At 53.2% G+C, this 16,839-nt stretch carries 12 protein-coding genes and 1 pseudogene; 10 read left to right on the top strand and 3 right to left on the bottom strand.

The annotated features are described in order from the left end of the window. Positions 1 to 133 precede the first annotated feature (133 nt). The 7 genes from DD236_RS03120 (at position 134) to DD236_RS03150 (ending at position 8,068) form a co-directional block, all read left to right on the top strand. On the top strand, positions 134 to 1,258 hold the full coding sequence (locus DD236_RS03120; protein WP_165819810.1) for a CDP-glycerol glycerophosphotransferase family protein: 1,125 nt from the start codon (positions 134 to 136) through the stop codon (positions 1,256 to 1,258). A 22-nt stretch (positions 1,259 to 1,280) separates the two neighbouring features. Next, positions 1,281 to 2,477, top strand: a complete 1,197-nt coding sequence (locus DD236_RS03125; RefSeq protein ID WP_133246048.1) for a CDP-glycerol glycerophosphotransferase family protein — start codon at positions 1,281 to 1,283, stop codon at positions 2,475 to 2,477. Positions 2,478 to 2,690: 213 nt separating this feature from the next. After that, the gene (locus tag DD236_RS03130) at positions 2,691 to 3,563 is read left to right on the top strand and encodes an ABC transporter permease (protein ID WP_165819811.1); all 873 of its coding nucleotides are present in this window, start codon (positions 2,691 to 2,693) and stop codon (positions 3,561 to 3,563) included. Next, positions 3,547 to 4,314, top strand: a complete 768-nt coding sequence (locus tag DD236_RS03135) for an ABC transporter ATP-binding protein (RefSeq protein ID WP_109092895.1) — start codon at positions 3,547 to 3,549, stop codon at positions 4,312 to 4,314. The genes DD236_RS03130 and DD236_RS03135 overlap by 17 nt, the downstream gene beginning before the upstream one ends. Positions 4,315 to 4,416: 102 nt before the next feature. Beyond that, on the top strand, positions 4,417 to 6,270 hold the full coding sequence (locus DD236_RS03140) for a CDP-glycerol glycerophosphotransferase family protein (RefSeq protein WP_109092896.1): 1,854 nt from the start codon (positions 4,417 to 4,419) through the stop codon (positions 6,268 to 6,270). Positions 6,271 to 6,273: 3 nt separating this feature from the next. Then, positions 6,274 to 7,002 (top strand): IspD/TarI family cytidylyltransferase, encoded by a 729-nt coding sequence (locus DD236_RS03145; RefSeq protein WP_109092897.1) that lies wholly within the window; start codon positions 6,274 to 6,276, stop codon positions 7,000 to 7,002. Position 7,003: 1 nt separating this feature from the next. After that, entirely contained in the window at positions 7,004 to 8,068 is a 1,065-nt protein-coding gene (locus DD236_RS03150; protein ID WP_207785669.1) for an NAD-dependent epimerase/dehydratase family protein, read from the top strand. Between the two features lie 43 nt (positions 8,069 to 8,111). Here DD236_RS03150 and DD236_RS03155 read toward each other — a convergent pair whose 3' ends face one another. After that, complete coding sequence (locus tag DD236_RS03155; protein ID WP_109092899.1) at positions 8,112 to 8,891, bottom strand: acyltransferase; 780 nt, start codon at positions 8,889 to 8,891, stop codon at positions 8,112 to 8,114. A 194-nt stretch (positions 8,892 to 9,085) separates the two neighbouring features. Beyond that, positions 9,086 to 11,020 (bottom strand): CDP-glycerol glycerophosphotransferase family protein, encoded by a 1,935-nt coding sequence (locus tag DD236_RS03160; RefSeq protein WP_109092900.1) that lies wholly within the window; start codon positions 11,018 to 11,020, stop codon positions 9,086 to 9,088. A 100-nt stretch (positions 11,021 to 11,120) separates the two neighbouring features. Here DD236_RS03160 and DD236_RS03165 point away from each other — a divergent pair, with 100 nt between their 5' ends. The 3 genes from DD236_RS03165 (at position 11,121) to DD236_RS03175 (ending at position 15,189) form a co-directional block, all read left to right on the top strand. Next, complete coding sequence (locus tag DD236_RS03165) at positions 11,121 to 12,965, top strand: glycosyltransferase family 2 protein (RefSeq protein WP_109092901.1); 1,845 nt, start codon at positions 11,121 to 11,123, stop codon at positions 12,963 to 12,965. Between the two features lie 12 nt (positions 12,966 to 12,977). Next, positions 12,978 to 13,709, top strand: a complete 732-nt coding sequence (locus DD236_RS03170; RefSeq protein ID WP_109092902.1) for an SDR family NAD(P)-dependent oxidoreductase — start codon at positions 12,978 to 12,980, stop codon at positions 13,707 to 13,709. A 133-nt stretch (positions 13,710 to 13,842) separates the two neighbouring features. Next, positions 13,843 to 15,189, top strand: coding sequence for a Gfo/Idh/MocA family oxidoreductase (locus tag DD236_RS03175; protein WP_109092903.1), 1,347 nt, complete (start codon positions 13,843 to 13,845; stop codon positions 15,187 to 15,189). Positions 15,190 to 15,218: 29 nt separating this feature from the next. Here the strand turns inward: DD236_RS03175 and DD236_RS03180 are convergent. Then, a pseudogene (locus DD236_RS03180) lies at positions 15,219 to 16,586 on the bottom strand (polysaccharide pyruvyl transferase family protein); the annotation flags it as partial. Positions 16,587 to 16,839 lie beyond the last annotated feature (253 nt).

Genomic DNA, 16,839 nt, shown 5'->3' on the forward strand with positions numbered 1-16,839 from the left:
CGCTGGAGCAAAGGTATACACTGACCCCCAGTTTGGTGCGGGCTGCCTCTCGCTTGAGGGTAAGGCTCTGTAACGTGCGCGTAACTTCAGGAGAACTATGGTTAATTCGTCAAGCCTTGTTAAACCTCTTGCGATGAAGCTCGTACCGGTTCTTCGTATCTTTGCCGAAGCGTTTTACTCGCTGCTTAAGCTTCTGCCCATGCACAATCGCCTTGTTTTGATGACGCGACGGAACGTTACTTCCTCGTTGGACTTCGAGCTGATCGAGGAATACGTAGCGAGGGAATGCCCCGGAGTTGAAGTGGTGGTCATGTACCACCCAATGGGTAATAAGGTTCGTTACCTCTTTACCCTTGTACAGGAGCTGTACTATCTGGCAACTTCCAAGTGGGCGGTGACGGATAGTTACCAGATATCCATCAGCTTGTTCCCATTGCGACGTGGAGTCCGAGTTGCTCAGGTGTGGCATTCGCTGGGGGCTATCAAGCAATTCGGTAGGCTCACAGTCGGTCTCGAGGCGGGGAGCAGCGAGGAGGTTGCCAACTTGATGAAGATGCATGAAAACTACAGCGTGGTTGCGGCACCCTCATCGGCTACAGCTGAGGTATTTGCGAAGGGGTTCGGTGTACCTCGTGAAATCGTGGAAGTGATCGGATCGCCCCGGATCGATTATCTGGTGAACGTTGATAGAGCGTGGGCTCGTCAAGAGTTGGTGCAGAAGTACAACCTTGATCCAGAGCGCCCAATCTATCTCTATGCGCCAACATTCCGTGACCATGCCACTGTTCCCGTTGCAGAGCTTGTTGAGCCCTTGCAAGACTCGAACGCTCAGCTCATGCTGCAGATCCACCCACGGGACGCCCAAACTGTTGGCACGGTACCTGGCCTCATCGTCAGCAGGGAGCCCGAACTCTTGAGACTTCTGGCGGGGGCCGACGGCATGATCACTGACTATTCCGGTGCTGTCTATGAGGCAGGTATCTTGGGAGTTCCGGTCGCCTTCTGGGCCTACGATATCGAGGATTATCGGCGTTCTCCGGGCTTCACGTTCGATTTTGAGTCAGAGCTCGCGGACCTGATCACAAAGTCGCCGTCGGAGGCAATTACATTGCTTGACGAGCAAGCATCAGCACACAGCGATGGTTTTGCTCGCTTCATGGATACCTATATCGAGACGCGGGATGATCAGAACTGCCGGAGGCTGGCAAAGACGCTTGGCCTGCCGTTGAAGGGAACAGTGGCACGTGAACATTCGTAGGTTGCTGAGAACGTTCCGGGGAATGCCGGTTGCTCGTGCGGCGAGGGATTATCTGCTCTGGCTGGATGGGCTTGTGCTTCACTGGCCAGATCGGCGCGGACCGATAGTGCCCAAAACTGTCGTATTCGAGAGCTACGCCGGCCGAAGCTATTCCTGCTCGCCGCGTGCCATCTACGAGTACATGGTGTCGAATCCGGAGTTTAGCGACTGGAAGTTCGTATGGTGTCTGATCCATCCGTCAAGCGCACCGGCGGAGTTGGTTGAGGATCCACAAACGCGGATTGTGGGATACGGGACTGATGAGTACTTCCGTGTATATGGAACGGCTCAGTATTGGATAACGAATGCGATGCTGCCCGCAACAGTTCGTAAGCGGCAGGGGCAGAAGATGCTGCAGTGCTGGCACGGCACTTCCTTGAAGCGCTTGCGTGCTGACGTGCTGGGAACCAACACCGCGATCAACGGCGCCCGTGACTATCGCCGTAAGAACCGCTTGGATGTTCCCCGTTTTGATGCCTTCACCTTCCAGTCCGAGTTTGGGGAGCGTACGCTCTCCGGTGCCTTCGAGCTGGAGCGGCTTGGAAAGCACGTTAAGCACCTGCGATACGGGCTTCCGCGCAATACGAGGTTGTTTGAATATAACGAGGGCGAAATCCAGCGTATCCGCGAGATCCTAGGCATCCCGGTTGGCAAGAAGGTGATCCTATACGCCCCCACGTGGCGTGACGATTCGCTTGATAGTGCAAACGGATACGTCTTCAAGGAGCCGGTTGATTACCACCAACTCGCACAGGGATTTGGCCAAGATGCAGTGATGCTCTTTCGTGCGCACTACATGATCACCGAACGGCCAGATTTTGATGAGTTCGCTGGCCAGATCATCGATGCCAGTAACGTGGCGGACATTAACGATCTGTATGCCGTTGCCGATGTTCTCATCACTGACTACTCCTCGGTGTTTTTCGATTACGCAGCGCTCAAGCGTCCGGTGGTCTTCTTCATGAAGGACCTCGTGAACTATCGTGATCATCTGCGAGGTTTCTACATGGATCTTGACGATCTTCCCGGGCCCGTAGTACTCGAAGAGGCTGGCCTCATTCAGGAAGTAAATTCCGCACTTTCCGCCAGCAAAGATGTGGAGCTTCCAACAGGTGAGTTCGAATCATGGGACAGCCCTGACACAACAAAACAGGTAGTCCGCGCATTCATCGGCGGCTAGGTATCGCCAACACCACGCGAACTCTCGGGAATACTGCGGTAGGATCGTGCTTGCTTTCAAGCATCGGTTAGATACACGTAAGGAGAATGAGCGCTCGCCAGTTTTGGAGTATTAGCTGTGGCTTGACGCACCGCATTTTGTAATGGCTGGCTGAACAGGGGCATTATGGTACCCGCAAGAGTTCAGCGGCATGACTTGAGGAGAATTGACTGGATGAGTGAGGGTGAATCATCGCCTGAATTTAAGGCAATTCAAGCTAAGCCACCTTTCTTTAAGTACTTGGCTCAAACATGGCAGCGCCTTCCCTTCGCAGCATATCTTGCGTGGTATCAAGTGTTTACCGCCAACGCTCGCACCAAGGTGGGCCTAGGGTGGGTAGTTCTTCGGCCTCTCTTGAACGCAGGCGTTTACGGGATCATCTTCGGGCTCTTGCTTGGTAATAGCCGGCCAGAGAACTACATCTCCTTCCTGATCACAGGTGTCTTTCTCTTTGAGTTTTTTGCTTCCACCCTCAAGGGTGGGGCTGTCGCTGTGATTCACAACGAATCGCTCATCAAGACGATCTCATTTCCCCGGCTTGCTCTGCCGCTTTCAACCGTCATTCGAGAGTTCATCAACATAGCCTTCGTTCTGCTGGTGCTGATTGTGCTGCTTGTATTAATGCCGGTAAGGCATGAAGGGCACTGGCAGCTTGCAAACACCGTCACACCGTCGTGGTTCCTGATCATTCCGATCATGGCGGTGTACATCCTGTTCTGTTTTGGGATAGCAAGTTTCTGTGCCCGGCTCACGGTCCATTTCCGTGATTTCACGAGCTTCTTGCCATTCATCCAACGTTTGATGATGTACGGCTCGGGAGTAATTTTCGCGCTCGAGAACTTGCTGAGTGAGTATCAGACCGCGCTTGATATCCTGAGGCTCAATCCAGTCCATTCCTTCCTTGCATTGGCTAGAGGAGCGTTCCTCACCGAATATCCTGTGTTGACCCAAGATTGGATCGTTATATTGGTAGCAACGGCAATTGTTCTGCCCGTTGGTGTTGTCTACTTCTGGAGGGGAGAGCAGATCTATGGCCGCTCCGAGTAAGGTACTCTCTCAATCCGTTTCGCCGAACACCTCAGTACTTGTAGACGATGTAAGCATCAACTTCAAGATTGGCGTGAAGTCGAAAGAGCAGAAGACGAACCTGTTCGGGTTCTCGAAGCAAGAAACTCGTGTGATTGAGGCCGTGAAGAAGGTCAGCTTCACCGCTGAACGCGGCGAAGTTATAGGGCTGATTGGAACAAATGGCTCCGGGAAGTCCACCCTGATGCGAGCTGTCGCGGGACTCGAAATGCCTACCTCAGGCAGCGTGTATGCGACTGATAAGCCAGTTCTGTTGGCGATCGGTGCGTCATTGATCAGAGATCTGTCAGGCTCCAAGAACATATTGCTCGGTTGTCTGGCGATGGGCATGAGCCTTGAGGAAGCTCGCGCGGTTCACCCACAAATCGTGGAGTTCTCCGGCTTGGGAGATTCGATTGAGCTTCCCATGCGAACCTATTCTTCGGGCATGTCTGCTCGCCTACGCTTCTCAATCACCACCGCCGTCCCGCGTGAAATCTTGATCATTGATGAGGCGCTCGCCGTTGGCGATGCCGATTTCCGGACCAAGAGTGCTGAGCGTATTCAGGAACTCAAAGAGGCTGCTGGAACAGTGTTCTTGGTCAGCCATTCGATGAAGGATATCCACAACAACTGCACGCGTGTCTTGTGGCTCAATAAGGGGGACATGATGGCAGACGGCAATCCCAAGGAAGTAGTGAACGCGTACAAAGAGTTCCGCGCGGCCAAGTAGCAATTGGAAGTTGAGTATGTCCTCACTACCACTACCTAGCACATGGACATACGGACCTGAATAGAATAAACGGCGAAGTAGATAGTGCGAATCGGAGGAAGCGTGCCCTTAGAAGATACAAATGGAGCATCTGGAGTTGTGGCTCCGGCGGCGCAGGGAACCCTGTTGGACTTCGACGCGGTGGTTACTTCCATCGAGTGGCACGAGAATATCCATCTCAGGTTCATCTTGGAACTGTCGGGGCGATTGACAGCAGATTCACCTGACCAGCCAGCAATGCCAGCCTCCCATTATGAGGAGTTCTTTTCAGAGGCGAGCAATGCGCTCGAGAAGGCGCAAGCCCGTGATAGGGGGGCTGATGCAACTAAGGTAGGGGAAAATGTAGCTCCGGAACACCGGTCGATGCAGTGGAATCCTGTAGCGCCGGGGGCCGACCTAACTGGCTTACGTTTCATGGTGATGGGTGGACATTCAGGCTACTTCTATGATGCCGTTCCGCTGGGAGACGGTCTGTATTCCCTCGAGATCAACGTGACAAATTTCTGGGACCGGAAAGCTGTTCCCAACGGTTCATGGATGATCGTCCCCGTCCTTGATAACTCATTCGGCGTTCCAGCTCGAATCCATCTTGAGTATGCGGACAGGTTGCCCGAACAATCCCGCAACTACGTATACAACCAGAACTTCTCGGCATATACGGTAACGTTCAGGCTCAGCGAGGATGATCTGAGGCCAGACCTGCACACATTGACTTATGCGTTCGCCCGCGGGCGTGGCAAGCCCAAAGTAGGGTATGCAGGCCGCGTGAAAAGGAAGCTACTCGGCAAAGATAACCGAATTAAGGTACTCAACGGTATCTATCGCAGCACCCGTGCCAGTAGAAGGCCGGATAAGCCCGTGATTTTGCTAGCTTCTGAGGCTAGAACGTCGCTGGGCGGAAATCTGGAAGCCATCCGGGATAGGTTGCTGGAGCGAGGCCTAGACAGAGAGTTCACAATCACTGAAAATTGCATGCTCTCGACTACGCGCTCGATCCAAGAGCGCATCCGTCAAGTCCAGATGATCGCCAACGCCGATATCCTGATCGTGGATGATTATTTCGCGTCTCTAGGAGTTCTGGATATTGACCCGAAGACGGAGATTATTCAGGCATGGCACGCTGGGGTTGGCTTTAAGTCAGTTGGGTATGCCCGCTTCGGGAACTATGGCTCGCCAGTTCTGAAGAACCCGCACCGCTACTACGATCACGCGATTGTGGGTTCAAAGAACCTGATTCCCGTGTATGCGGATGTATTCGGTATCGAAGAATCCGCAATTGTTCCCACGGGTCTACCTCGTATCGATCACTTCCTCTCCGAGGAGGGCAAGTCCAAAGCGCTTAGAGAGTTCAAGGCGGCCTATCCTCAGGTTGAAGGCAAGCGTCTGATTCTGTTTGGCCCAACGTTCCGCGGGCGCGGGATGAAGGATGCCTACTACGATTACTCGCGAATCGATTTTGACGCGCTATACGAGTTCTGTGGTGAGGACACTGTGTTCGGATTCCGGATGCACCACTTTGTCACCGAACCCGTGCCGATCAAGCCGGAGCATAAGGATCGATTCATCGATCTCACGCATTACCATGACGGGCTTGGGCTCCTGCATTCAGCGGATGTCCTGATCTCGGACTATTCATCGATTATCTATGAGTACTCTCTGCTAGATCGCCCTATGCTGTTCTTTGCATACGACAGGGATCTCTATTCCGCAACACGCGGGTTCCATCGTGACTATGATGAAGCAGCGCCTGGCAAGGTTTGTCTCACGTTCGATGATCTTCTCAACGCTCTGAAGAATGAGGACTACGAATTGGAGAAGGCCGCACAATTCCGCGAAGAGAACTTTGACCGGATCGATACCCATTCTTCTGATCGGTTCATTGATTGGCTGATCTTAGGGAAACAACCTCAGGAGTAGAACATGAACATTGCCGTACTGTTTGCCGGAGGAGTCGGTTCACGCATGAAGGCGGGAACCGTGCCTAAGCAGTTCCTTGAGATTCACGGCAAGCCGGTGATTGTCCACACGCTCGAACTTTTCGAGCAACACCCGGAGATCGACGCCATCGCGGTGGCTATTCTGCCCTCTGCGCGTGCAGAGCTAGAGAAGCTAATCCGCCGATTCGATATCGAAAAAGTCCGGTGGGTCGTTAACGGCGGTTCCACTGGCCAAGAATCACGCCACAACGCCCTGAAGGCTATCGCGGCCGATTGCCCTGAGGATGCGGTAGTTCTGGTTCACGATGGAGTCCGCCCGCTCATTGACGCAAAGATCATCTCGGACAACATCGACCTCGTGAAGCGCAAGGGGAATGCGATCACGTGCTCAAAGGTCACGGAGACGATCGTTGAGTCCCGCGATCACAAGATTATGAATGTGATTCCTCGCGACCATCTGTACGCCGCCCAGGCTCCCCAGAGCTTCAGGCTAGGTGAAATCCTCGCTCTCTACGATCGTGCGGTGAGCGAGGGAGAGAATGATTCGATCGATTCGTGTTCGCTGATGTACAAGTATGGCGAAGAGATCAATCGGATCACTGGGCCGAAAACGAATATCAAGATCACCACTGCGGATGATCTTCACGTGGCGCGAACCTACTTCAGCATTATCGAGAACCAGAAACTCTACGGTATGCCGAGCGGAGAATAGATTGTCTCAAGTCAGCTCAATTATCCAAGATGACGTCAACCGTATAACAGAGCTAGATCTCCCGTGGGAGCAACTTCGCGACGCGAGGATACTCGTCACTGGCGCCTCCGGGATGATCCCTTCATACACCGTCCTCAGCTTGCTCGCTGCCAATGACGCACATGGTCTAGGGATCGTTGTCTACGCTCTTGCCCGCAACGCAGAGAAGATGACCAGACTGTACGGGGACTTGCTGGAACGTGAGGATCTCGTTTTCATCCAACAGGACGTTGTGACTCCGATCGAGGGACTCTCGGGGATTACACATGTGATTCATGGTGCCAGTGCGGCCCAGCCAAAGAATCATGCTAAAGACCCAGCTGGCACAATTGCCGCAAATGTTCTGGGTACGCACAACCTCCTTGAGTTCTGCCGCGAGGTTGGCGCTAAATCATTCACCATGATGTCTTCAGCCGAGATCTACGGCAATGTTCCCGGCGAGGTCCATCTCATTGAGGAGGACCAGTACGGCGGCGTGGATATCCTCAACCCCCGTGCGTGCTACACAGAGGGCAAGCGCGCTTCTGAGACTTTCAGTGCCGTTTACAACTACCAGTTTGGCATTAAGAACACTGTTGCGCGCTTCGGGCATATCTACGGCCCGGGAATTGCTCTAGATGACGGCCGTGTTCAGGCGGACTTCGCTCGAGACATGTTCGAGGGGCAGGACATCATCATGAAGTCAGCAGGTCTAGCACAGCGCTCTTACACGTATATTGGTGACGCCGTTGCAGGCATGCTTGCCGCCATCCTGAAGGGCGAGGCCGGTGCCTACAACGTTTCGGACAATACTGGATTAGTGTCCATCCGTGAGCTTGCCGAAACGTTCCTGGCTGCGCGCCCGGAGAGGCACCTAGAGCTACGATTTGAAACCGAAAGCGATGCGTTCGCTACGAACAAGGTCGCCTTCCAAGGCCTGTCAGGCACCAAACTAGAGGGTCTTGGTTGGAAGCCCCAAGTAACACTGGCTGCTGGTGTTGACCGCTGGCTGCGGCACCTTGAAGAACTCAACTCGGTGGCTCAGTGATCCAGATCCACACGAATCACCGAGCCAGTGCGGCGTACACCTCTTACCGTGCGAGAAAGCGTCCGAGACGTCGCTTAGCCCGCACGAGTTTATTGGGCCGAGGCTGCGTTATCACCTTGGGTTTGTCTTCTTTGGTCGGGTTCCAATAGCGCTCGCTCCGACGTTGATCGGCTGGTAGCTCTCGGGTACCTGGCTCGTTCTTATTTAAGTCCGGTCGCTCCCATGCAATGTTTTTCCGGACGACGCGTGCAGGTATGCCAGCAACGATGGCGTTATTGGGCACGTCTCTCGTCACAATGCTTCGGAATCCGATCACGGAACCAGACCCGACGGTGACACCACCAAGAATTGCGGCATACTTTCCAATCCAGACGTGCTCACCGATAGTGATGTCCTTGGCTCGATTGGTTCGCAGGCCAGTCTCCAGATCGTAAATTGCATGTGTGTCATCAGTTCTGATCTCTATAGATGATGCCAGCATGCATTCATCTCCGATGGTAACCGAGGCCCCCTCTGAGGCGCGAACAAATGTTTTCGAGGCCGACCCGACGTTCTTACCGATAGTGATTCGGGATTGTTGGCCCAAAACGAGCCCGAAACGCAATCCCGTTCGATTCTTAGTGGCCGCGGCGATATCCACGACGCTGCTGTCAGCAGCGAACTTCACTGACAATTGGGGAATGTTGGCCCGGGCGCCAACCTTCAAAACATTGTTGGAACCTAGGAACTCTATGCGGATCTTTTCTGAGATGGGCGGGCCGTCGTACTCGATACGATTTCCCTGCTCGTCTTCATATGGCTCAAGCGTCTTAATGGTCACCATAAGGGGCAGTCACTCCTTGTCGAATGGTCAGAGTCTTCTTGAACTACTAGAGATGGTTAGTTTACCTGTGAGTCCGTGCGAGGCATATTGCCTTCATCGCGCTTGGCCAGGTTATCTGTCAACCGTGGTAGGCACTAGTGGAGGAACCACGGGTCTGGTCGGTAGATACCGATGCTTGTCCACCAAAACTAGGGCTAGCGCTTGGCTAGTTTCTTCAGAGGGGCTTTGACTCGCCGATATGCGGCTACCGCTACGCGGCGTCGTTTGGAGCCACACGGAATCAGAACTCTCTTCACGCGGTTGAAACGGCGCTGCGCAGAGAACTCGTGGGGCGTTACAACGTCGCTCGCAAGCGCCTCCGGTCGGCACGCAAAGCTCGCTACGCCAAGTTCGAAGTTCGATAGGTTCGGTCCGAGTACGAGCTTGTCGAAGTGGGCGTTATCGAGACGACGGCGGTATTCGCGGGAGAAGATCTTTCTGAGGGCTGGATCATCGTCTAACAGCTTCTCCACCTCAGTAATACTGGGACTCTCAAGTTCCTCGAACTTAGAATACGTTTGTTGTTCGGAAGACAAGAGCATCGGAGTATCTCTAACGTACGCAACTGTTGAGAGGTCATGTTTCAAGGACTTAATCGACTTGAGGAAGTCCGCTTTCATTGATGCGGACCTTTCAAACACGCCGGTTGTCTGCTCGGTCGCTAATTCTCCCGAACGGATAACCTCAGCGAGAAACTCCGTGGCAACCGCTGTTTTGCCTGGAGAGCCAGCCCAGTATACGACTGTTGGCCGCTCATCCCGAGGGTAGGTTACGGGACTCGACCCCGCATCGTCTTGGAAAAAGAACTTTACGACACGTTCGGTGGCCTGTCCGTCCTCATACGGGCAGAAGCGACGCTGTGCTGCTGCATATCGAGCGCCTTGTAGAGGGTTTGCGGCCAAGTCAGCATCGCTTGGAGCTTGAGCGAGAGCCTTAGCAGCCTCGTTAACCCCCCGTACAAGGTCTTCTCTTGATTTCGCAACAGTTCCCGGCAGTTCGTCCGTTGTTAGGTTGAGGCCACGGGTTGGGGCGTACTCATCCAGATCGTAAACATAATGAATAATCGGACGGCCCGTGGGTAAGAAATCGAAGAAGATACTGGAGTAGTCAGTGATAAGAATATCCACAACTGACAATAGTTCGTTGGAGCTGATGTCATGAGGCGGAATCGTGATATTTGCGAGCTCGTCTCCCACCATTCGATCACCCACCATCTTGTCCATACGGTGGTGGCCGCGATACAGCAAGTTGATATCTAGTTGAGCCAGCGCAGAGAGATCATCGAGTAGCTGCTCCGAATCAACAGTGTCTTGCTTTCCATCAGATCTCCATGTCGGTGCATATAACACCACAGGCTTGTGAGGCGCTGCGGACACTGATGATCCAGTAATTCCAAGAATGTCACAGATCGCTGACACGCGATCATTGGACGGATTCACTGTCATATCGACACGCGGATAACCAGTCTCTGCAATGAGCGCCTGCGACGTCCCCGCCATTGAGTATGCCGAAAGGACCGCGTCGGTCATGAACCTGCACGGAGTTACGACGTGTGTTGCTTTTAAGAATGAAGCTGTGCCCTGCCAAGACCCGAAACGTGCTTTTGGCGAATCGCGCCCAAGCGCCTTATACGGGATGCCGTGCCAAGTATTCAGATACCGTTGCTCGCTGCGCCGGACGAAGTATTCGGGGAGGTTAGCATTCCCAATTACGTATCCCGCCCGCGCAAGAAAATAGGCGTAGGCGCGCGAATGCCGGTGAGCGAAGACGACATTTGGAGAGTTGCGGTATTCTTCCGGGACGTTCTCTCGATCATTTACGGACCAAACGTGAAGTAAGTTTTGATACTTTCTATGGGTCTGCAAGTAGTCGAAGATTGCGAACGGGTTGTCCCCCATTCTGGCACCCGACATCGTCTCGTAGAACACGATTTGTGGAACCACCGTAAGGGTTTCGCAGAAATGCGCGTAAACTTGATTCGTCTTGATAGTTCCGCCAACCGGCTTCGTCCAGAAATCAGAGACCGCAATCGGGCCACGATTTCGCGAATCGCTCTCGGCCTCTCTGATGAGACTCTTAGGAGTGGTCATTTGCGGGCACCTCGATCTCTACGGCTTGACATAGACTACTGCGTGACGTTGCCGGTGGGCTAATGACACGCCCGCAACAGGAGCTAAAGGAGAGGTCACCTTGACACCACTTGTGAGCGTTGTGATTGCCACGTACAACTCGAATAATACTCTGGATAAGCTCGTTGCTTCACTCGATGCGCAGAGCCTGCCCCAAGAGCAATTCGAAGTCATCTTCGTTGATAACGGGTCATCCGATGACACTTTCACCAGGCTACAGCGGCTCACCGGAGGACGCCAGAATTATTCTGTTCAACGGATTGAAGACTCTGGTTGGCTTTCGCGGCCGCGGAATGTGGGACTAGAACGCGCTCGTGGAGTCTACGTGACCTTCTTAGAACAAGACGGCAAGGTGTTTCCGAATGGTTTGTATAACGCGCTTACTCGCGCCCGAGAAGCGGATGCGGACATCCTGATCCCGCATGAGGAAAAGGTGAAGGATATGTGGACCTTCCTTTCCTCGTTAGATTGCGGGAATGTGGACGATATTGAATCGGCGGGTGGCTTCTCTCGGATGATTCCGATGGTTCCCCATAAGCTGTATCGGCGAACGCTTCTTCTGGAGAACGGCATCGAGTTCCCAGACGAGCCGAACGCGTTGTGGGAGGACCAATACGTCAATATTGCCGCGTATCGTTATGCCTCGAAGATCGCGGTGGCTGCTGACGTGCCCTATTACCAGTGGCGTGGCACAGATTCGCGTACTGGGCAGGCCTATGACCCGCTGTTGCGAGAGTATTGGGACCGTCTTGAAGACCTGATGGACTACACACAGAGCACTCTGCAAGGACCCGAACTCGCTCAAGCGCGAGCAAGTGCCATGGCGGCGCACATCCGCACAAGGGTAATCGATAAGTTCGTGAAGAAATGGGATTCTCGCAATTGGCGTGCCTGGCAGGCAGCGCTGAAAGCGCGCGCACTACTGAAGAAGTATTTGACTGAGGACGTGCTTGCATTACTATCTGTTCGTCACCGAGTACTCGCAATTCTGATCAAACAGGGACGATTGCGTGAGCTTGCAGTATTCGAGAAATATGCGAAGTCGATACGTCCGTATCAGCGTATTGAGAGCGTTCAAGCTGGTAGAGGCGGACTTCAAGGGCGGCTTGTCGCAGATTGGGCGCGAGAAGTTGGCGACAGAGACATTATTCGTGAGTGCGCTGGAGGTTATTCTCTTGAACTGCCACCCGCAATCCATAAGTATCTTCCCCCGGAAATCCTCGATGTATCGCATGAGCTGGAACTGCCAACTCTCAAGGTCGCGATGAGAGAAAGAAGCTCGCTTGCTACATGGGTGCCCAGCCAGCACCAGGCACCACTCGAGATCTTTAGGACCACCATTGACGCGCAAGTTCTGCGCGCTTCCATAGAGTTCACAATCGACCCTAATACAACAGCCTACGGAGCACAGATAGAAGACGGTGTGTGGGACCTGAAGGCAAGAGGCAACCTGTTTGGCTTCGTGCGTGCCTTTGCGATTCCATACCCCAAGGGCGCGGTTCCATTTGTGGCAAACGAAGCGTTTGGCGTCGCTTATTCAACGGACAAAGGTGCGCTGGCTATGGATAACTCTGGAGCTTTACGCACTTTCGCCACTGATTCTATGAGCGGCGAACTTGGGGAATTCAATGTTGCGGATGTCAACGTTCTGCTTCCAAACGCGTCTGGGTTTGGAAATGGTGCGATGGACGCAAAGCTCTCCGCTCAAGCGTTGAACGTTCAGTCGCTAGCCTCGCTGTGCCCGCTTGATCTTCAGGTAGTCAATGATGGTGGAGAGTGTAGGCTGCAAGGCAGCATCGATTTGCCGGAGGGTACCTATGCCCTCTGGGCGGATCGGCAAGGTAAGCAGAAGAAGACAGCACGGACCTTGATCATTGATTCTGAGGGCACCGGACGATTCAAGTAGGGAGCGCGGGTAATGAACAGATTCGCCGTAATCACTGGCGGAACCAAGGGACTCGGCCAGGCGATTGCCGAGCGTTTGCTTTCAGAAGGTTTTGATGTTCTGTTGACATTCGGAGCTGACCAAGAGCGAGCTCGGCAGGTAGAAGCCGAATTGCGCGATGTCTATCGGAAGTCGGAGATCGCTGTAGCCCAAGCCGATGCTACTTCGACAAGCTCAATTGATGTGATTGCAGGATATATTGAGAACCATGATCGGAGATTGGACGCTCTCATCTTGAATGCGGGCCTTACCGCTCGCGGGAGCCTTGAGGAGCTAGATCTAGATACGTGGGATCGAGTGTTCCGCGCGAACGTGGACATACCCTTATTCACGATTCAGCGGCTGATGGACCGATTCGCGGCTGGTGGGTCCATCGTATTCACAGGCTCTCTCATGGGCTTCCAACCACATTCAATGTCGCTGGCATACGGCGTATCCAAATCAGCGGTGAGTTCTTTAGTAAAGAATCTGGTGAAGTTCTTGGGTCCTCGCGGTATTCGTGTGAATGCTGTTGCACCGGGGTTTATTGATACGGAATGGCAACTGGCAAAGCCTACGCATGTGCGTGATAGCATCAATTCGAAGATTTCGTTGGGAAGGTTCGCTACGCCGGATGAGGTTACTGATCCGTACATCATGTTAGTGAATAACTCGTATATCACCGGAGAAACCATAGTGATTGATGGCGGCTACTCCTATCGATGAGTTCATCGATAACCACAACGGAACGATGCTTATTTCTTCACCATTGATTGATAGCTAGCTTGTGCGGGCATAGTCTAGCGCGGGATATAGATGGTTCTGACGTAAGAACCTAGGATCTTTGAGAGGCGATACGATGCGAACAGTCATCACCTACGGCACGTATGACATGTTTCATGAGGGCCATCGGCGACTCTTGGAGCGCGCCCGAGCATTGGGTGATTGGTTGATCGTAGGCGTAACCAGCGACACGTACGATCTGAGCCGCGGCAAGCTCAACGTACGGCAGAGCGCCTTGGAGCGTATTGAGAACGTTCGCAAGACTGGGCTCGCCGATCAGGTGCTGCTAGAAGAATATGCTGGGCAGAAGATCCTCGACATTCAGGAGTGGGGCGTCGATGTTTTCGCGATCGGTTCGGACTGGGTGGGGAAGTTCGACTATCTGAAAGACTATTGCGACGTCGTCTACTTGGATCGAACTCGGGGAGTCTCAAGTACAAAGATTCGCAATGAGAGCTTAGGCATCCACAAGATCGGATTAGTTGGTGCGGGATCACTCGCCGAAGATCTTGTTGAGGAGGCGCGTTACGTCTCTGGTATCAGTATTGAGGCGGTGTGGGATTCTGATGCGGCCCTTGCGCGACAGCTCGCCTCTGATATGGAGTTGGGCTGGGCATACGAGGACTATAGCGAGCTCTTGAACAATGTGGATGCCGTATACGTCTCAACACCTGCGGACCAACGAGCACACATGATTCGTCAAGCCTTGGAGTGTGGGGTACATGTGTTGAGCGAACCACCGCTCACGCTGACCAAACATGAGACTGAGCAGCTGACGAAGTTGGCAAGAGAGCGGCACTTAGTATTGGTCGAAGGAATCCGGACAGCCTACACTCCAGGTTTCCAACGGATGATCGCATATGCACGGAGCGGTTCCATCGGGCAGATTAGGTCTGTGGAGGCAACGCTTACACATCCAGCAAGCTCCACGATACACAGCACTGAAGAGCCACGGAATGCTGCCGCGGAACTCGCTGTATATCCTGTTTTCACGGTGCTCAAGCTTTTGGGCGGAGATTACACTGACCTGCGGTGCCACATTCTCGAATCGGGTCCAGAGCACCCAAGCCTGCTGGCACGAATCGACATCGAGTATCCCACCGCCTTTGCCTCGGTCAAGGTTGGACTTGGTGTGCGGGCAGAAAACGATCTAGAGGTAGCTGGTACAGAGGGCACGCTGTATGTGCCCGCACCTTGGTGGCACAGCCAGCATTATGAGACCCGATTTGATGACGCCAATGAGAACGAAGCATTCTACGAGCGCCTTGAAGGTGACGAGTACAGGTATGAACTTGCCGAGCTATCTACTCGGATTCGGGGCAATGGGCGCACTGCATATAAGCTCCGGAGCGAAGACTCAGTACTGATCGCTAAGATTGTTGAAGATATTCGAGAGTCGGCCCATATTTCGTCGTCGATCTAAGGTCTTTCAGGCGGGGCTTAGGGCGGCAACTATCCCTTGATGAAGTTCTCATAGGTTCGGCGCATCTTTCGGTTCACGCGTTCCCTATATAGTGCGAATGATGTTCCTGGATCGGACGGAAGCTTAGACTGGAGTTCCTCAAAACTGAACGGCACTAGATTGCTCTCATCAGGTCGGAGGATCTCCCGAACTCCGCTAAAGAGAGTGCTATAGACGCTCATCGCGAAATCGGTATCCCGGTTCACACCCTCGTCCATGGCATTCTCGACTGCTTCAAGAAGAGCAGCCGCTGTCCAATCTTCAACTGATAATGCTCGGCCGCTGTACCCAATCGACTCATAGAATGCTGGAACTTTGAAATTCCACGTGAGTCCTATGCTCGGGATGCCCAGAGCATATGAGGTGATGCTCGCATGCAGGCGATACGCAATGATTCCATCGCATCTTCTTAATTCGGATACGAGATCTTCGGGCTGGTTTATCGGCAACCGTACCTTACTCAGATCAATGTTGTTCTTTCGAACGAAATCGCTTAGGAAGACTTCATCGGCGTAATGGCCCGTAGTTAGCAGCCGATACTTGTATCCTTTCTCGGTTAGCTTGGCAATCACATCAAGCCAGAGGGCATGTTGCTTCGCAGCAGTAAACGGAATCTTGTTGTCCTTGAATATGCCCCTGCGGGTAACGACCAAACCGATGCACCTTTGACCCTGCTCTATGTCGGATTGACGTCCGGTCTGCGTCACCACTGCGGGGGAATCTGGAGCCAGTGCCTGTGAAGGAGACTGAGTTGCAGGGCGGGTGTGTATCAGCTGGCCAAGGATCTTACGCAAGCGACGGCGAGTCCTGCGCCCCCTGCTCGCCTTTCCATTTTGCTTGCTCAGCGATTCAGGCTTGATAGGTAAATCAGGCTTTCGAAAGACGATATCCGCGAACACAGCAGGATCTGCAACCTGTGCAGCCGTGATGTCGGTGCCTTCAACGTATTTGCGGACGGCTTCATAGTTATCTCGGGTGGCAATTTGCCGAACGCAAGGTAGGTTGAGAGCCGTTTTGAGCTGAACGCACTTAGGATTCTCTCCATCAAAATCCTCGACTCCTATGCTGGAGAAGATCACGGGTACGTTGTACTGTTCCGCAAGCTCAAGGGTTGTGATGGTCTTTCGGTAGAAGTTCTGATACCTGTAATTGAACAAGGGTGCTCCGCCAAAGACGATCAGGTCAGCTTCTGAAATGGACTTCTCAGCGGACGCAATATCGGCTCTGTTTCCCGACTTCAAAAACTTCTGCGTAATGATGCCAGCTGCTCTGCTGTTGATCTGATAATCGTCCCGCGTAAAGCCAAGGTTATCCATCACTGCATGGAGGATGCTTATGACGCAGCGTTCAATAATCTGGTCGCCGACATTGTCCGAGTCGCGGTGGTCAACAACAGAATCTGCTTCTTGGGAGGCATATCGTCTCTCTTCGTAAGTCTAGATCTGGTGTCTAGATTCGCCACTGGCTAGCATTTTACACGGCATTTATCCGGGTAGCTTGTGAAAGCATGTGGATCAATCGGATGCGCCTGTAACTCTCAAATGTGCCGAGTCCCGCGCATCAAGATCGGCCTAGCAGCTTCTTGGTTCATACGGTTGTCAGCGTTTCTTA

The organism is Ancrocorticia populi (assembly GCF_003123745.1).
GTDB classification, from domain to species: Bacteria; Actinomycetota; Actinomycetes; order Actinomycetales; family Actinomycetaceae; genus Ancrocorticia; species Ancrocorticia populi.